We start from the raw sequence: 21,586 nt of genomic DNA, 5'->3' as shown, positions 1-21,586 counted from the left end.
GCGACTTGGTCCCACTCCTTCCCATCCCGAACAGGACAGTGAAACGAGTCAGCGCCGATGATAGTGCGGATTCCCGTGTGAAAGTAGGTCATCGTCAGGCTATTATTCAAAGCCAACCCCCATCAGCCCTAAGCTGGTGGGGGTTTTGCTTTTGGCGGATCTGAACCCCGAGCTCAGTCGATAAGCCGATTCCGCGGACTAACGGATTGCGAACGGATGGCCATCCGCCATTGGTTTCGCTCAGTGCGACCTGGCCGCCGCAATATCTGCGCTCAGCGGCCTGCATACTGGTGACCTGCCCCCAGAACCCGTACCAGTCGATTTGAGGAATCCGCTGGTATGAAGGAGATTACTCCTGGGTTTGCTGCGGCGCCGGCACGGCGCCGCCGGTTGTTTGACGATGTTGGGCCGCGAACTTCGCCGGCGGCATCCGCCCGCAGCTGCTGTGCGGCCGCACCTCGTTGTAGTCGGTCCGCCAGCGCGCGATCTCGGCGCGAGCCTGCTTCAGGCTCTGGAACCAGTGTTCGTTGAGGCACTCGTCGCGGAACTTTCCGTTGAAGCTCTCGATGTAGGCGTTCTGCGTGGGCTTGCCCGGCTGGTTCAGGATGTGGCGCACGCCCTTGGCCTGCGCCCAGGCCATGAAGGCGCGGCTGGTGAACTCCGGCCCCTGGTCGGTTCTCACCGCCTGCGGGTAGCCCCGGAACCGCGCTACTTGGTCCAGCACGCGCACGACGTACTCGCCGCCGATGCCGTGATCCACGGCGATGTCCACGCACTCGTGGCTGAAGTCGTCGGTGACGGTCAGGCACTTGATACGCCGCCCGCTGGCCAGGCTGTCGCTGACGAAGTCCATGCTCCACACCTCGTTGATCGTCTGGCACTCGTGCAGCGGCACGCGTTCGAGCTTTAGCCGCTGCTTGCCCCGGCGCTTGCGCACCGACAGGTCGGCCAGCTTGTAGAGCCGGTACACGCGCTTGTCGTTGATCTGGGTGCCTGCCGCGCGCAGCAAATCGCCGATGCGTCGGTAGCCGAAGCGACGCCGTTCGTGCGCCAGCTCGACGATGCGCTGGCTCGTCGCCTGGTCGTGCTGCGCACGCTGGGGCGGGTGCCGCAAGCTGTCGCGGGACAGGCCCACCAACGCGCAGGCGCGCCGTTCACTGATCGAAGTCGCTTCCAACATCTTGCCCACCGCGCGTCGCTTCGCCGGTGGGCTCAGCGCTTTACGCCGAAGGCCACCTTCAGCGCCTCGTTGTCCAGCACGGCCTCGGCCAGCAGCTTCTTGAGACGGTTGTTCTCGGCTTCCAGATCGCGCAGCCGCTTGGCGTCGCTGGCCTCCATGCCGCCGAACTTGGCTCGCCACTTGTAGAAGGTCGCCGAGCTGAACCCCTCTCGGCGGCACAGGTCAGCCACGCTCATGCCGGCGTCGGCCTGCTTGATGAATCCAATGATCTGCTCGTCTGTGTACCTGCTCTTGCGCATCGCGCTTCCTCTCGGCTGCGCGGATTCTTCTCTATTGCCGTGGTACGGATGGCGAGTTGCAGGTCAGGATCGACGGTAGTTGTCGGGCCTTGAATATTGGTGATTGGCCGGTACCCATCAGCGCGGTTGGTCCGGGCGCGATTCAGAACAGGGATTGCTGCTCGGCGACCGGTTGCTCGCGCGGCGGCTGCGGTGGCCAACGTGCGATGACCGCGTAGTGATACGGGCGCCCGCCACCGCGCACGAGCAGGACTTCATCCAGCAGCCAGTCGACCGGCTCGATGGTCAGCATGCGGGGAAGCCGCTCGCCCGCCCAGTAACTGATGGTGATGTGGGGCGTGGGTTTGATGGGTTTCATCCCCGTCTGCGCGGTGATCGCGGCCCCGAGGCCGCGCACCAGCGTTCTGAAGTCTGCCGGCGTGTGGTCGGCGCGGAAGGCCCAGTGGATGCCTTCCGGGCCGGGCCGGCTTTCGATGCGATCCAGGCGCAGCTTCACGGCGCGCGCCGAGAGCGTGTCGCCTGCCGCACGCAGTCGGTCGACGACGCGCGGTTCGTCTTCAAAGCGTGCTGACAGCGACTGGTGCCAGTTCGAGGGCGGGAACAGGTTGGCACCCAAGCGGGTATCCACCCCGTGGCGAACGAGTTCCGCGGTCAACTGCCGGCAGGATGCCGCGGGCGGCATGCCGATGAAGAGACAGCGGGACGGTGTCGCCACCATGGACCGGCAGGCTAGCGCGGTGCCGGCAACAGCAGCGCGTCGCGGACGAAACGCACGAGTGCGCGGGCGGTGTCCGAGCCGGCGGGCAGCGGGAGCGTCAGCGCCTGCACCGTGTCCAGCCCCAACTCCAGTCGCCAGTCGGGCAGCACGTTTCGCAGCAGGGGGGCCTCGTGTGCTTCCGGGGCGGGCGCTGCGGTCGGTGGCCCTGCGGCGAACGGTTCAGCGGCGAAATCCGGTGCCAGGACGATGCCCGCGCCGTGCCGGGCGAGCGCGACCAGCCCGTCCAGGTCGCTGCCCCAGGCGGACGCCTGCAGCGCCACATGCTCCCGCCGCCCGTCCCGGTGCAGCCATTGGCTGGCGAAGGGCTCCTCGCCCTGGCCCAGCAGCAACAAGGGGGTGCTTGCCAGGTCTTGCGGGTTGAGCAGCGGCGGTTGGTTGCCGGCGCCGTAGGCGCGAACCTCGAAGCGCAGCACGGGCTGCGCGACCCAGGCCTCGGGCGGCGTGCTGGTGACGCGGAAGGCGATGTCCACGCCTTCGCGCAGCAGGTCGACGCGGCGGTCGGTGAAGAACAGCTCGTAGCGCACCGCAGGATGCTGGGCCTGGAAGCGGGCCAGCAGCGGCGCCAGTACATGCCGGCCGAAGCTGGCGGTGGCGCTGATGCGCAGCGTGCCATCAAGCTGGTCGCGCGTGTGGCGCAGCGCCAGGCGCGCACTCTCGGCGGCTTCCCGAACGGCGCGGGCCCGGGTGTGCAGCCGGCGGCCGGCCTCCGTCAGCCCGAGGCTGCGTGTGCTGCGCGCAAACAGCGTCAGCCCCACCGCCGCCTCGATGGCGGCGATGCGGCGGCTGATGGCGGCGCGCGTGAGGCCGAGGTCCCGCGCCGCCTGCGCAAAGCTGCCGGCCTGGGCGATGCGGGCGAACAGCTCCAGTGCGTTGGCGTCGAGCGCCTCCTCGGCGGCGGTCTGGCGGCGCCGGCCGATACCGGGTGGCGGGCTGGGTTTTGTTGACATCTGATTGACGATATGGCGATTGCCAGCGATCTACCGTCTGAAAAGTTGCCAATCTAGACTGGCCGCCCAACGCCCGCAAGGGCATTGCCACGAGGTGCCCCATGTCCAGCCTGCCGTTGTCGCCCGCCGATGCCCTGCCGCCCCATCTGTCCGTTGCCGCACGGCTCGACGACATCGAGTCCGGGGCCGATGACATGGGGGCAGCGCGCCAGGCGCCCACGCCGCTGCGTTGCAGCGACGGGCGCCTGCTGGCGGCGCAGTGGTTCGAGCCGCCGGCGGCCGTGGGCGTCAGGGCGGTGGCCGTCATCGGCGCGGCAACGGCGGTGCCGGCCGGCTACTACCGGCACTTCGCCGACTGGCTGGCGCGCCGCGGCTATGCGGTGTTGAGTTTCGACTACCGCGGCATCGCCGCCTCCCGTGAGGCGCTGCAGCCGGGCGAGGACGTGCGGCTGCGCGACTGGGCCCGGCTGGACATGGCTGCCGCGCTGCATGCGGCGGACCGGCGTCGCCGTGGGGAGGCCGACCGCCAGCAGCGCGACGTGGGCCTGTTGTGGGTGGGGCATTCGCTGGGCGGCAACGCCGTCGGGCTGGTACCGGGGTTCGAGGAAAAGGTGGACGCGGTCCTGGGCGTGGCGGCGCAGGTGGCTTACCTGGGGCACTGGTCGGGTTTCGCGCGCGTGCAGGCCTGGGTGTTCTTCCACTGGATGCTGCCGGTGCTGGTGCGGCTGCTGGGCCACGCGCCGGGCCGCGTGCTGGGCCCGCGCGCGCAGGACCTGCCGGCCGGCGCCGCGCTGGAGTGGGCGGGCTGGGGCCGTACGCCGGGCTTCCTGTTCGGTGACGAGACGCTGGCGCGCGAACGCACCTACGACCGCTTCCCCGGCGCCGTGCACCTGTGGAGCATCACGGACGACCATCTCTTCGGCCCGGCCGCGGCGGTGGACGCGCTGGCCGCGCAGTTCAGCGCGGCACGAGTGCAGCGGCATGTGGTGGCGCCGGCCGAGCTGGGCGTGAAGAAGATCGAGCACTTCGGCCCGTTCCGCCGTGACCTGGGCGCGCAGCTGTGGCCCCGGCTGCTGGCGCCCATCGAGGCCGCCACGCCGCGGCTGGCGGCGCGGTTGCCGGCGGGCTGAGCCGCGCACAACACGTTCACGGCGGCGTCATGACCGGCCGGCAGCATGCCAGCCATGCCGACGCCGCAAGACCCTCACGACGCCGCCGACACCGGCACCGACCGGCCCACGCTGTCGGTGCGTACCGTCTGGATCTCGGACCTGCACCTGGGCACACCCGGCTGCCAGGCCAAGGCGCTGCTGGACTTCCTGCGCGACGTGGAGTGCGAGACGCTCTACCTCGTCGGCGACATCATCGATGGCTGGCAACTGCGCCGCAGCTGGTACTGGCCGCAGGCGCACAACGACGTCGTGCAGAAGCTGCTGCGCAAGGCGCGCAAGGGCACGCGGGTGGTCTTCATCCCCGGCAACCACGACGAGTTCGCGCGCAAGTACGTGACGCACAACTTCGGCGGCGTGGACGTGCTGGACGAGGCCATGCACGTGACGGCCGACGGCAAGAGGCTGTGGATCACGCATGGCGACCTGTACGACGGCGTCATCCAGTGCGCGCGCTGGCTGGCCATCGCGGGCGACCTGGCCTACGAGTTCACGCTCAAGGTCAACCGCTGGTTCAACCGCATCCGCGCCAAGTGCGGCCTGCCGTACTGGAGCCTGTCGCGCTACCTCAAGCACAAGGTCAAGCGCGCGGTCAGCTACATCAACGAGTTCGAGAACGCCGTGGCGCGCGAGGCCAAGAAGCGCGGCGCGCACGGTGTGGTCTGCGGGCACATCCACCATGCCGAGATCCGCGAGATCGACGGCGTGCTGTACTGCAACGACGGTGACTGGGTGGAGAGCCTGACGGCGCTGGTGGAGCACTTCGATGGCCGCCTGGAGATCATCGACCGCGGCGACGAGGCGGCGCTGCCGGGCATGCTGCCGGCGGGCAGCAAGGTCAGGCCGGCGGCGCTGCCGGTGCCTGTCCCCGTGCCAGCGGCGGCGGCCGCGGCGGCGGCCGAGCCGGAGTCCATGCTCAGCTGATTTGCAGCAGCGCCTGCCCCGCGCGGATCTGTGCGCCGGTGGCAATGCCCTCGGCCAGCTCGAAGCCCTTGGGCACGAAGACGATGATGGTGGAGCCGTGCTCGAACCAGCCCATCTCCTGGCCCTTCACGTGCGGCGCCGCGCAGGGCATCTCGTGCGCGCCGCGGTGGCCGTGGTGCAGCAGCACGTTCAGCCAGTGCAGCCGGATGCTGGCGACCAGCACGGCAGCCACCGGCACCAGCGCGACGGGCTGACCGCCCGCCAGCCGCATGCGCACCACGGCGCGCTCGTTGCGGCAGAACAGCCGCTCCACGCGCTTGAGCGCCACGGGGTTCACGTTCCAGGTGTCGCCGCTGAGGTAGGTCACGTGCTCCACGGTGCCGTCGGCGGGCGCGTGGAAGCGGTGGTACATCACCGACGTGAGCCGCAGCGTGATGAAGCGGCCGCCCTCGAAGGCGCTGGCGTCCTGCGTCGGGCCGAACAGCTCGGCCGTCGAGTACGGGAAGCCCTTGGCCTGGTAGACCTGGCCCTGCTGCACCGTGCCCATCGCGCCGACGATGGCGTCGCAGGGGCTGGCGAAGACGTCCGGCCGGGCGTCGAACACGCGGGCGCCGTCCTTCAGCTCGCGCGTGAAGCAGTCCTTGATGGACGTGAAGCGCTGCTGCCTGGCCTCGCGCAGGTCCAGCGGTGTGAACAGCTGCCACACCCAGATGGCCAGCCGCGTGAACAGCGGGCTGCGGATGTTGGCGATGCGGCCCATCAGCCGTGTCGCGGCGATGCGCGGGATGCGGTTGGTGAGCAGGAAGTTCAGGTCTTCCTGCGCGCCCAGGCGCGCCAGCCAGCCTCGGCTGTCCTTCACGCCGCCGTCCAGGGCCGGCGCTGCGTCTTGGCTTTTCATCGTCAGAACTTGTGGGAAAGCATCTCGCGCAACACGCCGCGGCGGATGGCCTGGCCCGTCAGCTCGGGCGCCGTCCACCACCAGCCATCCGCGCGCATCTCGTCGCAGGCGGTGACGAAGCGGTCCATGACCTCGGCGAACTCGGCGTCGCCGTAGTTCAGGCTGAAGATCAGCCGGCCCGTGCCCACCCAGCTCAGCGCGAGGCCGTGCTTGCGCAGGTAGAACTGCAGCATCCAGTGGTAGCGGCCCGGCTGGGTGTAGGTCACCGTCCAGATCGTCGACAGGTTGGCCAGGCGCACCGGCGCGCCGGCCGCCTGCAGCCGCGCGTTGAACTGGGCGCAACGTGCGTTCCAGCGATCGTCCAGGCCGTCGTACAGCGCCTTCACCTCGGGGCGCTCGAGGCGCTTCAGGAAGGCCGCCATCGCCGCCACCACGTAGGGGTGGGCGTTGAACGTGCCGCGCGCAAAGCAGATGTCGGCCGGGCGTTCGTCACGGTAGCGCTGCATCAGCGCGCGCGGGCCGCACACCACGCCCACCGGCAGGCCGCCGCCCAGCGTCTTGCCGTAGGTGACGAGGTCGGCCTTCACGCCGAAGTACTGCTGCGCGCCGCCGGGTGCCAGGCGGAAGCCGACAAACACCTCGTCGAAGATCAGCACGATGCCGCGCGCCGTGCACACCTCGCGCAGGCGCTTCAGCCAGGCCGTGTACGCCTCGCGGTCGTAGGCCGCGCGCCGGCTGCCGTCGATGAGGCTGGAGTCGCCCGGCGCGTTGACGTTGGGGTGCAGCGCCTGCAGCGGGTTCACCAGCACGCAGGCGATGTCGCGCCGCGTGGCCAGCACTTTCAGCGAGCGCTCGGCCATGTCCTGCAGCGTGAAGGTCTCGCGCGGCGGCAGCGGGTTGCCGGGGCCGGGCTGCACGTCCTCCCACCAGCCGTGGTACGCGCCGGCGAAGCGCACCAGGCGCTTCTTCCTGGTGTGATAACGCGCCAGCCGCACGGCCTGCATGACGGCCTCGGTGCCGCTCATGTGGAAGCTCACCTCGTCCTGGCCGGAGATGGCCTTCAGCCGTCCCAGCACGTCCAGCACGCAGGGGTGGTAGGCGCCCAGCACGGGGCCCAGCTCGCGTGCGGTGGCCACGGCTTCATCGATGCAGGCCTTGTACGCGTCGTAGCCCAGCACGTTGACGCCGTAGGAGCCGGTCAGGTCCATCAGCCGGTTGCCGTCCAGGTCCTCGACCTGCACGCCGGAGCTGGCCTGCAGGAAGGCGCCCACCTTCAAGTGCTCGCGCAGCACCGGGCTGAACTGGAAGGGCACGCGGTAGCGACCGGTGAACTTGAGGTCGGAGATCGCGTCGCGCGCCTGCTCGGTGGCCGCCAGCGTCTTCGCGAAGCGCGTGTCGAACTCGGCACCCAGCCGCTGCAATGCAGCTTTGCGCTGCGCTGCGACGTCGGCGGGCGCGCCGTCCACGCCGAAGAACTGCGCCTCGTCGTAGGCATAGCCCGGCACCCAGCGCGCCAGCCGCTTGGCCATGCGCGAGTGGCCGGCCAGCGAGCGGTGCTTGGCGCGCGACAGCTCGATGCGCCGCTTGGCGGCCGGCAGCAGCGCCAGCACGCCCAGAGCCAGCGCCGACAGGGTGAGGGCTTCGTCCATCGGTTCAGTGCGCCTGGCTGGAGCCGACGTGTTCCATCGGGTCGATCAGCTGCCCACGCAAAAGATAAAGGGGCGACTTCCAGTACAGCAGCACGTCGTGGAAGGGGTCGGTGATGATCTTGAAGCCCCAGGCCAGGCCCTGCATCAGGTTCTGCGTGATCCACAGCTGCACGACGCGGAACACCAGGCCCGTCACGCCAAGGCAGAACCAGGCCATGCCCACGTCCTCGATGAAGCCGCGCGTGTCGGCCGCCGGCTCGATCAGGCCACCCAGCGACGGGAACACCCACAGCACGGCGGGCAGCGCCACCCACACGGCCAGCAGGATGATCTTGCGGCGGATGTTGTAGCCCACCTTGATCTCTTCCTTGTACTCGTCGGTGGCCTGGTTCACGTGGTCGTAGCCCCGCGGCTCGAAGAAGAAGTGACCCGCCTGGCGCGTCGTCATCGACACGCACCAGGCCAGCAGCGCCGCCCAGGCCGGGTTCACGAACACCAGACCGTACGACACCAGGAAGCTCAGCGCGCTGATCAGGTGCAGGCTCTGGTTGATGCGGCTGTGGTGGTAGTAGCGGTGGTCGTCCCAGCGCTGGGTCTTCAGGGTTTGGAAGAACTCGTTCACGTCGTCCCGTCCTCGTGTTGGGGGTGGAATGCGGGGCGGATGGTGGGGGGCTTGCGTGAAATCGGCGTGACGGCCCGGCTGTCACAGTGTTGTTGCATGACGGCCTGACCATGCGCGGCATGAACACCGCCGACGCCGATGACATCCTGGTCGATGACCTGCCCGCGCCGCGCCACTCGCGGCGGCTGGCGGTGGTCACCGAAACCTATCCGCCCGAAGTCAATGGCGTCGCCATGTCGATGGCGCGCGTCGTTGATGGCCTGAACCGCCGCAACCACGATGTGCAGCTGATCCGGCCGCGCCAGTCCGCCAAGCTGACGACGCCACCCACCGGCAAGCCCGCCGTGGACGAGGTGCTGACCAAGGGTCTGCCCGTGCCGCTGTACCCCAACCTGCGCATGGGCGTGCCGAGCAAGCGCGCACTCGTGAAGCTGTGGTCGCTGAAGCGGCCCGACGTGGTGCACATCGCCACCGAGGGGCCGCTGGGCTGGTCGGCGCTGCAGGCCGCGCAGCACCTGGCGCTGCCGGTCACGTCGGACTACCGCACCAACTTCCACGCCTACGGCAAGCACTACCGGCTGGGCCTTTTGGCCAAGCCCATCCTGGGCTATCTGCGCAAGTTCCATAACCGCTGCGACGCCACCATGGTGCCCACCGAGGCCATGCGCGTGCTGCTGGCCGAGCGCGGCTTCGAGCGCCTGACGGTGGTGGGGCGCGGCGTGGACGCGCAGCGCTTCGACCCGGCGCGCCGCAGCGACGCGATGCGCGCCAGCTGGGGCGCCGGCCCGGACGACCTCGTCATGGGCTACGTGGGCCGGCTCGCACCGGAGAAGAACCTGGGTGTCGTGTTGGCCGCCTACGAGGCCGTGAAGATCGCGCAACCGCGGGCCCGCCTCGTGTTCGTCGGCGACGGCCCCATGCGTGCCGAGCTGGCCGCGCGCGTGCCCGATGCGGTGTTCGCCGGCTCGCGCAGTGGCGACGACCTGGCCGCGCACTACGCGGGGCTGGACCTGTTCCTGTTCGCCAGCCTGACCGAGACCTTCGGCAACGTGACGACCGAGGCGATGGCCAGCGGCTGCGCCGTCGTCGCGTTCGAGAGTGCAGCGGCGGGCGAGCTCATCCGCAGCGGCGTGAACGGCTGGCTCGCCGGGCCGGGGCGCGAGGCGGAGTTCGTCGCCGCGGTGCGTGTGGCGGCCGGCGACGCCGCGGCGCGCCGCGCAGTGGCCGAGGGCGCGCGGGTGACGGCGCGGCGGCTGGACTGGGGCGACATCACGGCGCGCTTCGAGACCGTGCTGGAAGGCGCCATCGCGCGGGCGGAACCGGGCTTCGGGCTGGCGGGGCTGCAGCCGGCGGCGTGACTGGCCGGGCGCCCGCAATCGCGCAGACACTTAAGTCATGCGCCACCTCAGCTTCGACCTCTCCGACGGTTCCGACGACATCCTCACGCTGGATGCCATGGCCTCCACGCGCGCGCCCGAGCATGCGGCGGTGATGGCCGAGGTGGAGCAGGTGCTGGCCTGGGCGCGGGCCGAGTTCGGCGGGCGGCAGGGTCCGGTGGAAGACGGCAACGCCTGGGACCACGAGCTGCTGGTGCAGCACGAGGACGGCGGCTGGGTCACCGTCACGCTGACGCTCAGCGCATCGCCGGAGTTCGCCGATGCCTTCCGGGCGGTCTTCGTCGCTCCCGAGGACGAGTGAAGCAAGCCGGCGCACACTGCACCCATGCACTTCGACCAGACCACCCCCATCCTGCGCAGCTTCGACGAGGCCAAGGCGCGCGAGTTCTATGTGGACTTCCTGGGCTTCACGGTCGACTGGGAGCACCGCTTCGAGCCCGGCCTGCCGCTGTACATGCAGCTGTCGCGCGGTGACTGCGTGCTGCACCTGAGCGAGCATCACGGCGACTGCTGCCCCGGCGCCGGCATGCGCATCCGCGTCAGCGACATCGACGCCTTCCATGCCGAACTCAGCGCCCGGCACTACGGCCACGCGCGCCCTGGCATCCACGACACGCCCTGGGGCTCGCGCGACGTGTCGGTGACCGACCCGTTCGGCAACCGGCTGACGTTCACGAACGCCGTCAGCACCTGAGCCCCAGCCTCAGTAGAGGTCGCGCGCTGCCAGCCTCACCTCGTGCAGCAGCTGCCGCGCGCCGGGCGACATCAGGTGCCCCTCGCGCGTGATGATGCCGAACGCGTCCATGTGACACGGCAGCTCGATGGGCAGGATGGCCAGCACGTTGAGCGATGCGTAATAACGCGCCACCTCCACGGGCATCACATGCAGCGAGTCGGTCTGCTGCAGCAGCGCCGTGATGAGCAGCAGCGCCGTCGTGTCCACGCAGTTGGTGGGCGGCTCCAGCGCGGCGCGGCGGAACATCAGCTCCCAGCGGTGGCGCAGCACGCTGCCCGGCGGCGGCAGGATCCAGGGCTGGTTGGCCAGGTCGGCCAGCTTCAGGTTGTCGGACTTCAGCAGCGGGTGCCCCACGCGCGCGACGGCGCAGGCCGGCTCCACCGTCAGCTCCTCGTAGTGCAGGCCGGTGGCGCCTTCGTCTTCCAGGATGCGGCCGATCATGAAGTCCAGCGAGCCGCGTTGCAGCATGTCCAGCAGCTGCTTGCTGCTCTCCATGTGCACGCCGATGCGCAGCTTCGGGGCCTGGAGCTTGATGCGCGAGATGGCGCGCGGCAGCAGGCCCATGGCCGGCGTCATGATGACGCCCACCTCCACCTGCCCCGACAGGCCATGCTTCAGCGCAACGATGTCGTCGTGCGCGGCGGACAGGCTGGTCAGCGCCATGCGCGCGTGGCGGATCATGGTCTCGCCGTACAGCGTGGGCTCCATGCCGCGCGGGTGGCGGTCGAAGAGCTTCACGTCCAGCATGTCCTCCAGGTCCTTGAGCTGCTTGGACGCGGCCGGCTGCGTCATGCACAGCACCTCGGCGGCGCGGTGGATGTTGCGCTCGTCGTCCAGCGCAATGAGCAGCAACAGCTGGCGCGTCTTCAGCCGTGCGCGCAGGAACCAGTTCGGGTTGGGGCTGGTGTCGGTCAGGCCGCCGGTGTCATCGTCGTTGTCGCGCGCCATATCAAGCCAAGTTGACCCGGCCATCGTTGGCCAAGACGCTGTTGATGTCGTCGCCCGTCTCGTCCAGCTGCACCAGCGTGGCCTGGCGGGCGCCCAGTGGGTCGCGGGCCTGCAGCGCGGTCAGGATGGCCTTGTGGCGCGGCAGCGAGAGCTCGTGCGTGTTGGGCAGCTGGCTACTCAGGATGATGGACTCGCGCAGCGCCAGCGACAGCATGTTGCCGATGTAGGCCAGCAGGTCGTTGCCGGTGGCCTCGGCGATGCGGCGGTGGAAGGCCAGGTCGGGTTCCAGCAGCTCGGCCGTGGTCTTGGCCGCGGCCATGCCTTCGTAGGCGGTGGCGATGCCGGCCAGCTGCTCGTCGGTCGCGGCCTTGGCGGCCAGCGCGGCGGCGGCGGGTTCGAAGATCTGGCGCACCTCCAGCAGCGTCTGCACGAAGTCGCGCTGGGGCTGGGCCTGGATGAGCCAGTACAGCACGTCGGGGTCCAGCAGATGCCACTCGTTGCGCGGGCGCACGATGGCGCCGGCGCGCTGGCGCGACACCACCAGCCCCTTGGCGACGAGCACGCGCACGGCCTCGCGCAGCACGGGGCGGCTGATCTCGTAGCGTTCCAGCAGCTGGGCCTCGGCCGGCAGCTTGTCGCCGGGCTGCAGCTGGCCGCCGACGATGGCCAGCCCCAGCTCGCTGACGATGCGGCCGTGCTGGCTCTTGCCCTCGTGCTGGGCGCTGTAGGTGGAGTGATCCGCTCTGGTTTTCATCGGCGGCAGGCTACCGAACAAAGCCCGCATTATCGAAAGCGCGCGACGAAGCCGCCTTTGGGTGCCAGCGTCAGCGTCGCGGCGGGGGCGGTGAGCCTGCTTTCGGCGAACTCACGCGGGCCAGTGCCGTCGGTGATGAGCTGGCCTTCGCGGTCACCCAGCCAGGCAAGGTCGAGCTTCACCTCGCGCGGCGTGTCGTCGGCGTTCAGGCCGGCCACGAACCACTGCCTGCCCGCGCGGCGGGCCAGCACGACGTACTTGCCCGGCTCGCCGTCGAGGAAGCGCACCTCGTCCCAGGCGCGCGGCAGCTCGCGCAGGAAGGTCTTCACGTAGGCCGGCACGGTGGCCATGCCCTCGGGCGTCTCGGCGTAGTGCTGGATGCCGGACAGGAACACCACGCTCTCGGCCAGCTCGAAACCGTTGCGCGTGGCGCGCTTGATGTTCGGGATCTCGTGGAACACGACGGGCGTGAAGTCCATCGGGTCGAACAGGTTGCGCGTGAACGGCAGCATGGCCGCGTGGCGAACGACCTTGTCCTGGTCCTCCTGCGTGAAGGTGGCGAACTCGAAGCCCTTCACGGCCTCCGCCGTCATCAGGTTGGGGTAGGTGCGGCTCCAGCCGCGCGGCAGCGTCGCGCCGTGGAAGTTCAGCAGCAGGCCGGCGGCGGCCGTCTCCTTCAGCAGGTCGACGTAGTAGGCCTGCATGGAGACGCCGTCGCCGCCGAAGAAGTCCACCTTCAGGCCCTTCACGCCGATGGCCTTCATGCGGGCGAATTCCTTGGCGCGCGCTTCCTTCGTCAGCAGCGCGCTCTTGGGGCTGTATTCGGTGTCGTTCCAGGCGCCGGAAGAGTTGTACCAAGCCAGCAGCCCCACGCCCTTCGTCTTGGCGTAGTCGGCCAGCTCCTTCATCTTGGCGTCGCCGATCTTGCGGTCCCAGTCGGCGTCCACCAGCGTGTAGGGCCAGTGCATGTCGGCGGCGTGGTCGATGAAGCGCTTCTGCACCTCGAACACGGTGCCGTCGTCCTTCAGGATGGCCCAGCTCCACGACGCGGGGCCGGGTTGGAGCTTGGCCTTGTCAAACCGGACAGCCGGTGCCGCCAGGTCGGTGCCCAGCGTGGACTCCATGACGGTCTTCAGCGGGCCGATGGCCAGCACGCGCCAGGGCGTCGTCAGCGGGCCGTTCACTTCAGCCAGCAGATGGCCGTTCGTGTTGACCTCGCTCGCTTCGGGCAGGCCGATGCGGTAGGTGCCGCCCGTCGAGTCGCTCGCCAGGCGCGACGCGTGAAAGCGGCCGTCCATGCCGGCTTCGGTCAGCGCCACCCAGTTGGTGCCGGCGCGGAACAGTGCCGGGAAGACCCAGCCGGCGTGTGAAGGCGCTGCCGTGCCGACGGGGATGTCGGTCAGATAGTGCTCCTCGTAGGACGGGTTGGTGCGCTTCCAGCCGGTCTTGGCGACGGACATGGGCTGCAGCCAGGCGCGCGCGTCGGCCGGGAAGGCGAAGCTGGTCAGCTCGTCCTTGAACTGCTTGCGACCCGCGCCGTCCACCGTGTAGCGCAGCGCCAGGCCGTCGTTGGCGGCGCGCAGCGTGACGGTCATGCGCTGGCCGGCCGTGTTGGCCACCGTGAAGCGCTGCTCGTTGGCGCGGACGTTGACCCGGCTCTTCTTGCCGATCAGCGCGTACTGCTCGCGGCGGGCCTGCACGGGCGAGGTGGCGACGAGCTTCAGCCCGTTGGCGAAGTCGCCCTGCGCCAGCACCAGGCCCAACCGCGAGGCGCCCAGCACCGGCTGGCCGGCGCGCTGCACGGTGTAGACCAGCTGCTGCTGGTCGTTGACCGACACGTCGACCTGCAGCTGGCCGTCGGGGCTGTTCAGGGCCTGGGCGAGGGCGGGAACAGCGAACGACAGCAAAGCGAGTGTGAGGCGCATGGTCGCGATCTCCGTGAAATCAGAGTGAACAGGGGCCGTCGGCCACGGGCGTGCCGAAGTCGGGGAAGCCGTCCGCGCGCCAGCCGAAGGCCTGCACGCGCGTGTGGCGGTTGGGGTCGTTCAGCGGGTCGCCGACGATGTCGCGGTAGTTGCGGGCGTGATAGACCAGCAGGTCGGTCGCGCCGTCGGGCGTCGTCGTGAAGCTGTTGTGGCCGGGGCCGAACTGGCTGACGGACTCGTCCGTCGTGAACACCGGCGTGGGCGACTTGTGCCAGCTCGCCGGGTCCAGCAGGTCGGCGTGTTCATCGGCCCACAGCAGGCCCATGCAGTAGTTGGCGTCGGTGGCGGCGGCCGAGTAGGCGATGAAGACGCGGCCGTTGCGCTTCAGCACGGCCGGGCCTTCGTTGACGTGAAAGCCGATGCGCTCCCAGGCCAGCTCGGGCCGCGTGATGACGACCGGCTCGGTCGCCAGCGTCCACGGGTTGGCCATCTCGGCGATGTAGAGGTTGCTTTCCGTCGGCGGGCTCTTCTGCGCCCAGCACAGGAAGCGCCGGCCGCCGTGCTCGAAGGGCGTCGCGTCCAGCGAGAAGCCTTCCTCGGGCGTCGCGATCTGGCCGCGCTCGATCCACTCGCCGGTCAGCGGGTTGTCGCCCAGGCACTCCAGCACGTACATGCGCAGCTTCCAGATGTCGCCGCGCTCCGAGGCTGCGAAGTAGACGTACCAGCGGCCGGCTATGCGGTGCAGCTCCGGCGCCCACACATGGAAGCTCATCGGGCCGCTGTCGTGCTTGTGCCAGATGGTCTTGGGCGTGGCGGTCGAGAGGCCGGCGATGCTGTCGGCCGCGCGGATCTCGATGGCATCAAAGCTGGGCACCGACGCGGTGAACCAGTAGCGGCCGTCGACCAGCGTGATCTGCGGGTCGGCGCGCTGTTCGATGAGGGGGTTGTTCCAGGTCGTGCTCATGCGCGTGGGGCTTGGGTGACGATGACGTTCCACGAGGCGGGCTTGAGCGTCACGCGCAGCTGCTCGCCGTCGATGGCCACGCCGTCCAGGGCTTGGGGTGCGACGCGGTCGGGTGCGTCGGCGGTGTTGGTGGCGTTCAGGTCTGCCGATTGCAGTTGCTCGGCGCTGACGAGCTGGCGCTCCATGCCGAGGCCGCGCAGCGTGATGGACAGGTCCATCGTGTCGGTCAGGTGGCGGTTCAGCAGGAAGATGGCCGTCTGGCCCGTGGCGGCGTCGTCCACGACGCTGGCGCACAGGTAGGGCAGCTCGCCGTGCTTGGCGTTCGCGTAGCCGGGCGACTTCACGACCGGCCGCAGCACATCGCCCCGCGCCCAGCGCGCGGCCTGCGCGAAGGGGTGGAAGATGGTTTGCCGCCAGGCCGGGCCGCCGGGCTCGGTCATGATGGGCGCGATGACGTTGCACAGCTGCGCCATGCAGGCCACCTTGAGGCGGTCCGCATGGTTCATGAACATGGTCAACATGCCGCCGATCAGCAGCGCATCCTCGGCCGTGTAGACCTCTTCCAGCAGCCGCGGCGCCTCGGGCCAGCCGGCCTGCTTGAGGTGCTCGCCGTGGCGGGCGCGGTACCAGACGTTCCACTCGTCGAAGCTCAGCATCAGCCGCTTGCTGGACCGCTTGCGCGTGGCGACCGAATCGGCAATCGCCACCGTGTCTTCGATGTAGCGCGCGTTCGTCTCGATCTGCGCGAAGAAGCTCTCGGTGCTCGTGTCCGCCGGCGGCTTCACGAAGTAGCTGTGCAGCGACAGGTAGTCCACGAACTCGAAGCAGTGCTCCAGCACGCGGTCTTCCCAGAAGCCGTAGGTCGGCATGTCGTAGGCCGACGAGCCGCAGGCGGCGAGCTCGATGGTCGGGTCCACCCAGCGCATGAGCTTGGCGGTTTCCTTGGCGATGCGGCCGTACTCGTCCGGCGTTTTCTGGCAGATCTGCCAGGGGCCGTCCATCTCGTTGCCCAGGCACCAGAACTTCACGCCCAGCGGCTCTTCCGCGCCGTGGCTGCGGCGCAGGTCCGACAGCGCTGTGCCGCCGGGGTGGTTGCAGTACTCGAGGTAGTGCCGCGCTTCGTCCGGCCCGCGCGTGCCGAGGTTGACGCCGAACATCGGCTCGATGCCGACCTTGCGGCACCAGGCCATGAACTCATGCGTGCCGACCTGGTTGGTCTCGGTGGAGAACCAGGCGAGGTCGAGGCGCCGCGGGCGCTGGTCCTTCGGGCCGACGCCGTCTTCCCAGTTGTAGCCCGACATGAAGTTGCCGCCGGGGTAGCGCACGATGGTGGCGCCCAGCTCCTGCGTCAGCGCGGCCACGTCGCCGCGAAAGCCGTGCTCGTCGGCGGTCGGGTGGCCCGGCTCGTGGATGCCGTTGTAAACGCAGCGGCCCAGGTGCTCGACGAACACGCCGAACAGGCGGCGGTCCAGCGGGGCGATGTCGAAATCGCGGTCGACGGTGAGGGAGGCTTGGAAGCTCATCGGCGTGCCTTGGAGAGGGCCTTGTTCACACGCTTCTCGACGCTGGCCTGCACCTCGGCCACGGGCTTGCCCGACAGCAGCAGGTTGGCCACGTCCTCGCCGATCAGCAGTTCGATGTTGCGTTGCGTGGGCACGTTGCCCGGCATGGACGCGCCGGTGGTGGTGATCTCGGCCAGCGCCGCCCGCTGCGGCAGCGCGCGGAAGGCCTCGCTCTGCGCCACGGTCTGGCTGACCGGCAGGTGCCCGGTGCGCGACCACTCGGCCGTGCGGTCCCAGACGAACTTCAGGAAGGTCAGCGCGGCCTCATGGCCCTTCGCGTCTTGGGTGCCGCCCTTGAACAGCGCCCACGAGTGGCCGTCGGCGAACACCGCCGGGCGCTCGTACAGCTGTGCGAACGGTCGCACCGCGTAGCCGCCTTGCAGCGGGGAGTCGGGCTTTTGCGATTCGCGCAGGAACTGGTCGATGGTCCAGGTACCCACCACCACCACGCCCGCCTCGCCGTTCAGGAAGGCCTGGTTGGCGGCGGCGTAGTCGAGGTTGGGCCGCACGTGGCCTTCCTGGTAGAGCGTCTGCATCAGCGTCAGCGCGTTCGTGACGGCGGGCTGCTGCATGGTGATGCGCTTGCCATCGGCCGAGAACAGCGGGGCGCCCTGCTGCGCGATTAGCGTCTGGAAGGTGCGGTTGTTGGCGGCGGTCTCGTTGGCCACGGCCCAGGCGAAGTAGGGCTTGCCCGTCTTCTGCTTGAACTGGCGTGCCTGCGCGAGCAGCTCTTCGGGCGATCGCGGCAGCACCGGCTGGCCGTCGGCGCCCAGCAGGCCGGCCTGCTTCATCAGCGTGGTGTTGATGTGCCACAGCCAGGCCCAGGTGTCGAAGGGCAGCGCGTAGGTCTGGCCGTTGAACGTGGTGCCCTTGCGGGCATGTTCGGTGAAGTCGTCCACCGGCACGCCCACGCGGGCGAGGTCAGCATCCAGCGGCAGCACCAGCTTGCGGCGCACGTAGTCGCCCAACGCGGATTCGTGCATGACGGCGACCGTCGGGATGTCCTTGGACACGAGGCGAGCGGTGAGCTGGTCGTAGTACGGGCCCCACTCGCCGATCTGCGTGCGCACCACGATGTCGGGGTGCGTGGCGTTGAACTCGTTGACCAGCGCGGTGACGATGCCGCACTCGCCCACGCCCTCGGAGGCTTTCACCACCTGGCCGAACTGCGACTCGCAGCTGCCGAAGAACCGCATCAGCGTGATCTCGGTCTTGGCCGGGTCTTTCGCGCCCGGGCCGCAGGCGGCCAGCAGCACGACGGACAGGGAAATCAACAGGCGCTTCATGACTTGCCCGTCCCGGCGACCGCCGTCACGAGGTGGCGTTGGAAGAAGAGATACAGCATCAGCGCGGGCACACCGGCGAACACGGCTTGCGCCATCAAGAAGCCCAGCCCCTCGGACTGCGCGAAGTTGGTTTGCGTGGACGCGAGACCGCGGGTCAACGTGTACATGTCGGGCTGCGTGGCGATCACCAGCGGCCACAGGTAGTCGTTCCAGCAGGCCAGGAAGGTGAAGATGCCGAGCGTGGCCTGGGCGGGCAGCGTGAGCGGCAGGATGATGGTGAGGAAGGTCTTGAAGCGCGACGCGTTGTCCAGCATCGCGGCCTCTTCCAGCTCGGCCGGGATGGCCTTGAAGTACTGCGTCATCAGGTACACGCCGAAGGGCGCAGCCAGGCCCGGCAGTGCCAGGCCGGCAATCGTGTTCTGCAGGTTCCACTCCGAGAAAAGGCGATGCAGCGGGATGAACACCGACTGCGCGGGCACGGCCAGGCCGAACATGACGACGGCGAACAGCACGCGGCGGCCCGGGAACTCGCAGCGCGCGAAGCCGTAGCCGGCCAGCGACGACAGCACCAGCACGCCCACCGTCTGCAGCAGCGCGACGAGGGCGCTGTTGCCCAGCCAGCGGAACACCTGCGAGGTCTGCAGGATGTCCAGGTAGTTGGCCAGCGTGTAGGGCGGCGCCAGGAACACGTCGGTGTGGCGCAGCAGGAACTCGTTGGGCTTGAAGGACAGCGCCAGCACCCACAGCAGCGGGGCCATCCAGGCCAGCGCCAGCAGCGTGAGCGCGGCCATGACGATGCGGTCAAACCAACCGCGGCGGAGCAAGGGGTTCATGTCAGTGTTCCATTCCGCATGCGGGCCGAGCGCCGGGCCGCTCCCAAGCCGGCCCGCTCAGGCGATGTGCTCGCGGCTCGAAGCTGCGGGCATCGCCGTCCCCGCGGGGGACCGGCCAACGTACTCGTTGGACGAGGGGCTTCATTTCCGTTCGAGCCAGAGCTGCGCAGAGACGCCCACCAGCATGATGGCCAAGAGGATCTGCGAGGCCGCCGTGGCGTAGCCCAGCGAGAGCTGCATGAAGGCCTGCTCGTAGGTGAACTGCACGATGGACCGCGTGGTGTTGTTGGGCCCGCCGTTGGTCATCAGCATGATTTGCGGGAAGACCTGGAACTGGCGGATGACCTCGATCAGCGCCACCAGCACGATGGCGCGCTTCAGGCTGGGCAGCGTGATGTGGGTGAACACGCGCCAGCGCGGCGTGTTGTCCAGCGCGGCGGCTTCGTAGATGTCGCCCGGGATCTGCTGCAGCGCCGACAGGAACAGGATCATCGGCAGGCCCACGATCCACCACACGGTGACGAGGGCGATGGTGAGCAGCGCGAGGTGGTCGCTGGTGAGCAGCGGCAGCTCCGGAATGCCCATGGCCGTGAACGCTTGCGCGATGAGCCCGCGCTCGGGCATGAGGGCCAGCTTCCAGACCAACGTGATCAGCGTGACCGAGAACACCGACGCGCAGAAGAACGTGGCGCGCAGGAAGGTGGCGAGCTTGCCGGGGCGGTTGAGTGCCAGCGCCAGCATCAGCGACAGGATGACGAAGATGGGCGTGCTGATGGCGACGAAGCGCAGCGTGTTCCAGACGACCTGGCGGAAGACTTCGTCTTGCCAAAGCTCTTTGTAATTCGCCAAGCCGACCCAGAAGCTGTCGTCGGACAGCAGGTCGTGGTCGTGGAAGCTGATCCACACGCCCTTGGCGAGCGGCCACAGCAGCATCAGCGCGTAGAGCGTGACGAAGGGCAGCACGAAGAGGGCGTGGGCGGGGCGGCTGGCGCGGAGGCCGACGGTGGGGGCGCTCATGGGGTTTGCTCCGGCCCGTGCAGCTTGGCGCCAAGGCCCAGCGGGGAGTTCGCCCCCGCGGGCGACCTACTTTCTTGTGTCGACAAGAAAGTAGGCAAAGAAACGACCCCCGACCGCACCGCCCCTTCGGGGTTCCCGAGAAACGCAAGGCCCGAAGCCCCGCGCCGAACTCGCGTCGCTACGCTCTGCTCAAACAAGCGTCGCGAGTCAGTTCTTGAGGCGAGCTGCGCTCGCGGGCTTCGGGCCTTGCGTTTCCCCGCGGTGCTCAAGGGGGGAAGAGGAATACCTCGGTGCGAATGGTCTGTGGGCTTGGCTGTTGGCTGTCGGGGCTGGCTGTTTGGGGCCTCCCCTTCTAAACCGCCTGCGATGCCCGACTCCCAGGGGGCGTGCGCAGCACGCTTCAAGAACTGACTCCGCGATGACTGTTTGAGCGCAGCGTAGCGAAGCGAGTTCAGCGCGGCCCCTGGGATTCGGGCAGCGCAGGGAACCCGCCCTTGGGCGGGCGGTTTTGCAGGGGCGCTCTCTTTGCTTACTTTCTTGCGCGCGCAAGAAAGTGAGTCGGCCGCCGGGACGAAATCCCGGCTGGGCCTTGGCGTCAAGCTGCTCATTGAAGAGCCTCCTGCGCATGGTGCGCACGCCCGTCCGCATCGAACAGGTGCGCCTCCGCAACATCAACGCTGACAGCCACATACGAGCCCAGCTTGGGCGACATGCCGGCCGGCACCGTGACGATCAACGGCGAATCGCCCTCCAGCTTCAGGTGTGCCAGCGTGCGCTCGCCGAGGAACTCCACCAGTTCCACGCGGCCGCGCAGCGGGCCGGCTTCCGCCACCTTCAGGTTCTCGGGCCGCACGCCCAGCACCAGGCCCTGCGCCGGCAGGCCCGCCGCCGGCACACGGGTGGTGACGCTCAAGCCACCCGGCACCGTCACGACCGCACGCCCATCGGCATCCGCGCCGCGCTCCACCGGCACAAAGCCCATGCCCGGCGTGCCGATGAAGCTCGCGACGAACTTGGTCGCCGGCCGGCGATACAGCTCGGCCGGCGTGGCCACCTGCTCGATGGCGCCGCCCTTCATGACGACGATGCGCGTGGCCAGCGTCATCGCCTCGATCTGGTCGTGCGTGACGAACACCATGGTCGCGCCCAGGCGCTGGTGCAGCTGCGCCAGCTCCAGCCGCGTGCGGCCGCGCAAAGCCGCGTCCAGGTTCGACAGCGGCTCGTCGAACAGGAAGATGCCCGGCTCCTTCACCACCGCCCGGCCGATGGCCACGCGCTGGCGCTGGCCGCCGGAGAGCTGGCCGGGCTTGCGGTCCAGCAGCGCGTCCAGCTCCAGCATGCGGGCCGACTCGGTGATGCGCTTGGCGATCTCGTCGGCCGGGATGCCGATGTTCTTCAGGCCGAACGCGAGGTTGTCGCGCACCGTCATGTGCGGGTACAGCGCGTAGTGCTGGAACACCATCGCCAGGTTGCGCTGCCCGGGCGCGGCGGTCGTCACGTCGCGGTCGCCGATGAGGATGCGGCCGCCCGTCACTTCTTCCAGGCCCGCGATCATGCGCAGCAGGCTGGTCTTGCCGCAGCCCGACGGCCCGAGGAAGACGACGAATTCGCCGGGCGCCACGTCCAGCGACAGGTTCTCGATGACCTGCACCGCGCCATAGCGCTTGCAGATGTTCTCCAGCTTCAGGCCTGCCACGG

At 69.1% G+C, this 21,586-nt stretch carries 20 protein-coding genes and 1 rRNA gene; 6 read left to right on the top strand and 15 right to left on the bottom strand.

The window, feature by feature from the left end:
• Positions 1 to 100: ribosomal RNA gene (gene rrf, locus ACG04Q_RS04570) — 5S ribosomal RNA — on the top strand; the annotation flags it as partial.
• A 249-nt stretch (positions 101 to 349) separates the two neighbouring features.
• On the opposite strand, the gene ACG04Q_RS04565 is transcribed toward rrf, so the two are convergent.
• The 3 genes from ACG04Q_RS04565 to ACG04Q_RS04555 form a co-directional block, all read right to left on the bottom strand.
• A protein-coding gene (locus ACG04Q_RS04565; RefSeq protein ID WP_394509655.1) for an IS3 family transposase occupies positions 350 to 1,479 on the bottom strand; the annotation gives its coding sequence in 2 pieces (ribosomal slippage) (positions 350 to 1,218 and positions 1,218 to 1,479; 1,131 coding nt in all).
• Between the two features lie 142 nt (positions 1,480 to 1,621).
• A complete protein-coding gene (locus tag ACG04Q_RS04560) occupies positions 1,622 to 2,197 on the bottom strand; it encodes a 2'-5' RNA ligase family protein (RefSeq protein ID WP_394509654.1) in 576 nt (191 codons plus the stop codon).
• An 11-nt stretch (positions 2,198 to 2,208) separates the two neighbouring features.
• Positions 2,209 to 3,204 (bottom strand): LysR family transcriptional regulator, encoded by a 996-nt coding sequence (locus tag ACG04Q_RS04555; RefSeq protein ID WP_394509653.1) that lies wholly within the window; start codon positions 3,202 to 3,204, stop codon positions 2,209 to 2,211.
• Between the two features lie 101 nt (positions 3,205 to 3,305).
• On the opposite strand from ACG04Q_RS04555, the gene ACG04Q_RS04550 reads away from it, so the two are divergent.
• Positions 3,306 to 4,334, top strand: a complete 1,029-nt coding sequence (locus ACG04Q_RS04550; RefSeq protein WP_394509652.1) for an alpha/beta hydrolase family protein — start codon at positions 3,306 to 3,308, stop codon at positions 4,332 to 4,334.
• Positions 4,335 to 4,388: 54 nt separating this feature from the next.
• Positions 4,389 to 5,297 carry a UDP-2,3-diacylglucosamine diphosphatase gene (locus tag ACG04Q_RS04545; RefSeq protein WP_394509651.1) on the top strand — a complete coding sequence of 303 codons (909 nt, stop codon included), beginning with the start codon at positions 4,389 to 4,391 and terminating at the stop codon, positions 5,295 to 5,297.
• Here the strand turns inward: ACG04Q_RS04545 and asd are convergent.
• From asd to ACG04Q_RS04530, 3 genes are read right to left on the bottom strand one after another with little or no spacing between them, the layout of a single operon-like run.
• Positions 5,290 to 6,195 (bottom strand): archaetidylserine decarboxylase, encoded by a 906-nt coding sequence (gene asd, locus ACG04Q_RS04540; protein ID WP_394509650.1) that lies wholly within the window; start codon positions 6,193 to 6,195, stop codon positions 5,290 to 5,292. The genes ACG04Q_RS04545 and asd overlap by 8 nt on opposite strands.
• 2 nt (positions 6,196 to 6,197) lie before the next feature.
• Positions 6,198 to 7,844 carry an aminotransferase class III-fold pyridoxal phosphate-dependent enzyme gene (locus ACG04Q_RS04535; protein ID WP_394509649.1) on the bottom strand — a complete coding sequence of 549 codons (1,647 nt, stop codon included), beginning with the start codon at positions 7,842 to 7,844 and terminating at the stop codon, positions 6,198 to 6,200.
• Positions 7,845 to 7,848: 4 nt separating this feature from the next.
• On the bottom strand, positions 7,849 to 8,466 hold the full coding sequence (locus tag ACG04Q_RS04530; RefSeq protein ID WP_394509648.1) for a hypothetical protein: 618 nt from the start codon (positions 8,464 to 8,466) through the stop codon (positions 7,849 to 7,851).
• Positions 8,467 to 8,585: 119 nt separating this feature from the next.
• On the opposite strand from ACG04Q_RS04530, the gene ACG04Q_RS04525 reads away from it, so the two are divergent.
• The 3 genes from ACG04Q_RS04525 to ACG04Q_RS04515 are packed head-to-tail and all read left to right on the top strand — an operon-like array spanning position 8,586 to position 10,557.
• Positions 8,586 to 9,824, top strand: coding sequence for a glycosyltransferase family 4 protein (locus ACG04Q_RS04525; RefSeq protein ID WP_394509647.1), 1,239 nt, complete (start codon positions 8,586 to 8,588; stop codon positions 9,822 to 9,824).
• A 37-nt stretch (positions 9,825 to 9,861) separates the two neighbouring features.
• Positions 9,862 to 10,164 carry a hypothetical protein gene (locus ACG04Q_RS04520; protein ID WP_394509646.1) on the top strand — a complete coding sequence of 101 codons (303 nt, stop codon included), beginning with the start codon at positions 9,862 to 9,864 and terminating at the stop codon, positions 10,162 to 10,164.
• A 24-nt stretch (positions 10,165 to 10,188) separates the two neighbouring features.
• The gene (locus tag ACG04Q_RS04515; RefSeq protein WP_394509645.1) at positions 10,189 to 10,557 is read left to right on the top strand and encodes a glyoxalase superfamily protein; all 369 of its coding nucleotides are present in this window, start codon (positions 10,189 to 10,191) and stop codon (positions 10,555 to 10,557) included.
• Positions 10,558 to 10,566: 9 nt separating this feature from the next.
• Here ACG04Q_RS04515 and ACG04Q_RS04510 read toward each other — a convergent pair whose 3' ends face one another.
• The 9 genes from ACG04Q_RS04510 to ACG04Q_RS04470 form a co-directional block, all read right to left on the bottom strand.
• On the bottom strand, positions 10,567 to 11,547 hold the full coding sequence (locus ACG04Q_RS04510) for a LysR family transcriptional regulator (RefSeq protein WP_394509644.1): 981 nt from the start codon (positions 11,545 to 11,547) through the stop codon (positions 10,567 to 10,569).
• 1 nt (position 11,548) lies between these two features.
• A complete protein-coding gene (locus ACG04Q_RS04505; protein ID WP_394509643.1) occupies positions 11,549 to 12,301 on the bottom strand; it encodes a FadR/GntR family transcriptional regulator in 753 nt (250 codons plus the stop codon).
• A 29-nt stretch (positions 12,302 to 12,330) separates the two neighbouring features.
• Entirely contained in the window at positions 12,331 to 14,226 is a 1,896-nt protein-coding gene (locus tag ACG04Q_RS04500) for a glycoside hydrolase family 97 protein (RefSeq protein WP_394509642.1), read from the bottom strand.
• A 19-nt stretch (positions 14,227 to 14,245) separates the two neighbouring features.
• Positions 14,246 to 15,190, bottom strand: a complete 945-nt coding sequence (locus ACG04Q_RS04495) for a glycoside hydrolase family 43 protein (RefSeq protein WP_394509641.1) — start codon at positions 15,188 to 15,190, stop codon at positions 14,246 to 14,248.
• On the bottom strand, positions 15,187 to 16,713 hold the full coding sequence (gene arfA, locus ACG04Q_RS04490; RefSeq protein ID WP_394509640.1) for an arabinosylfuranosidase ArfA: 1,527 nt from the start codon (positions 16,711 to 16,713) through the stop codon (positions 15,187 to 15,189). The genes ACG04Q_RS04495 and arfA overlap by 4 nt, the downstream gene beginning before the upstream one ends.
• Complete coding sequence (locus tag ACG04Q_RS04485) at positions 16,710 to 18,038, bottom strand: extracellular solute-binding protein (protein WP_394509639.1); 1,329 nt, start codon at positions 18,036 to 18,038, stop codon at positions 16,710 to 16,712. Before ACG04Q_RS04485 ends, arfA begins: the two co-directional genes overlap by 4 nt.
• A complete protein-coding gene (locus ACG04Q_RS04480) occupies positions 18,035 to 18,871 on the bottom strand; it encodes a carbohydrate ABC transporter permease (RefSeq protein ID WP_394509638.1) in 837 nt (278 codons plus the stop codon). Before ACG04Q_RS04480 ends, ACG04Q_RS04485 begins: the two co-directional genes overlap by 4 nt.
• Positions 18,872 to 19,012: 141 nt before the next feature.
• On the bottom strand, positions 19,013 to 19,888 hold the full coding sequence (locus ACG04Q_RS04475; RefSeq protein ID WP_394509637.1) for a carbohydrate ABC transporter permease: 876 nt from the start codon (positions 19,886 to 19,888) through the stop codon (positions 19,013 to 19,015).
• A gap of 604 nt (positions 19,889 to 20,492) precedes the next feature.
• Entirely contained in the window at positions 20,493 to 21,584 is a 1,092-nt protein-coding gene (locus tag ACG04Q_RS04470) for an ABC transporter ATP-binding protein (RefSeq protein ID WP_394509636.1), read from the bottom strand.
• Positions 21,585 to 21,586 lie beyond the last annotated feature (2 nt).

Source organism: Pelomonas lactea, from assembly GCF_043555885.1.
Taxonomy (GTDB): Bacteria; Pseudomonadota; Gammaproteobacteria; order Burkholderiales; family Burkholderiaceae_C; genus Pelomonas; species Pelomonas lactea.
Note: the sequence above shows the minus strand (reverse complement) of the source record. Positions and strands in the feature narration are given on the sequence as shown.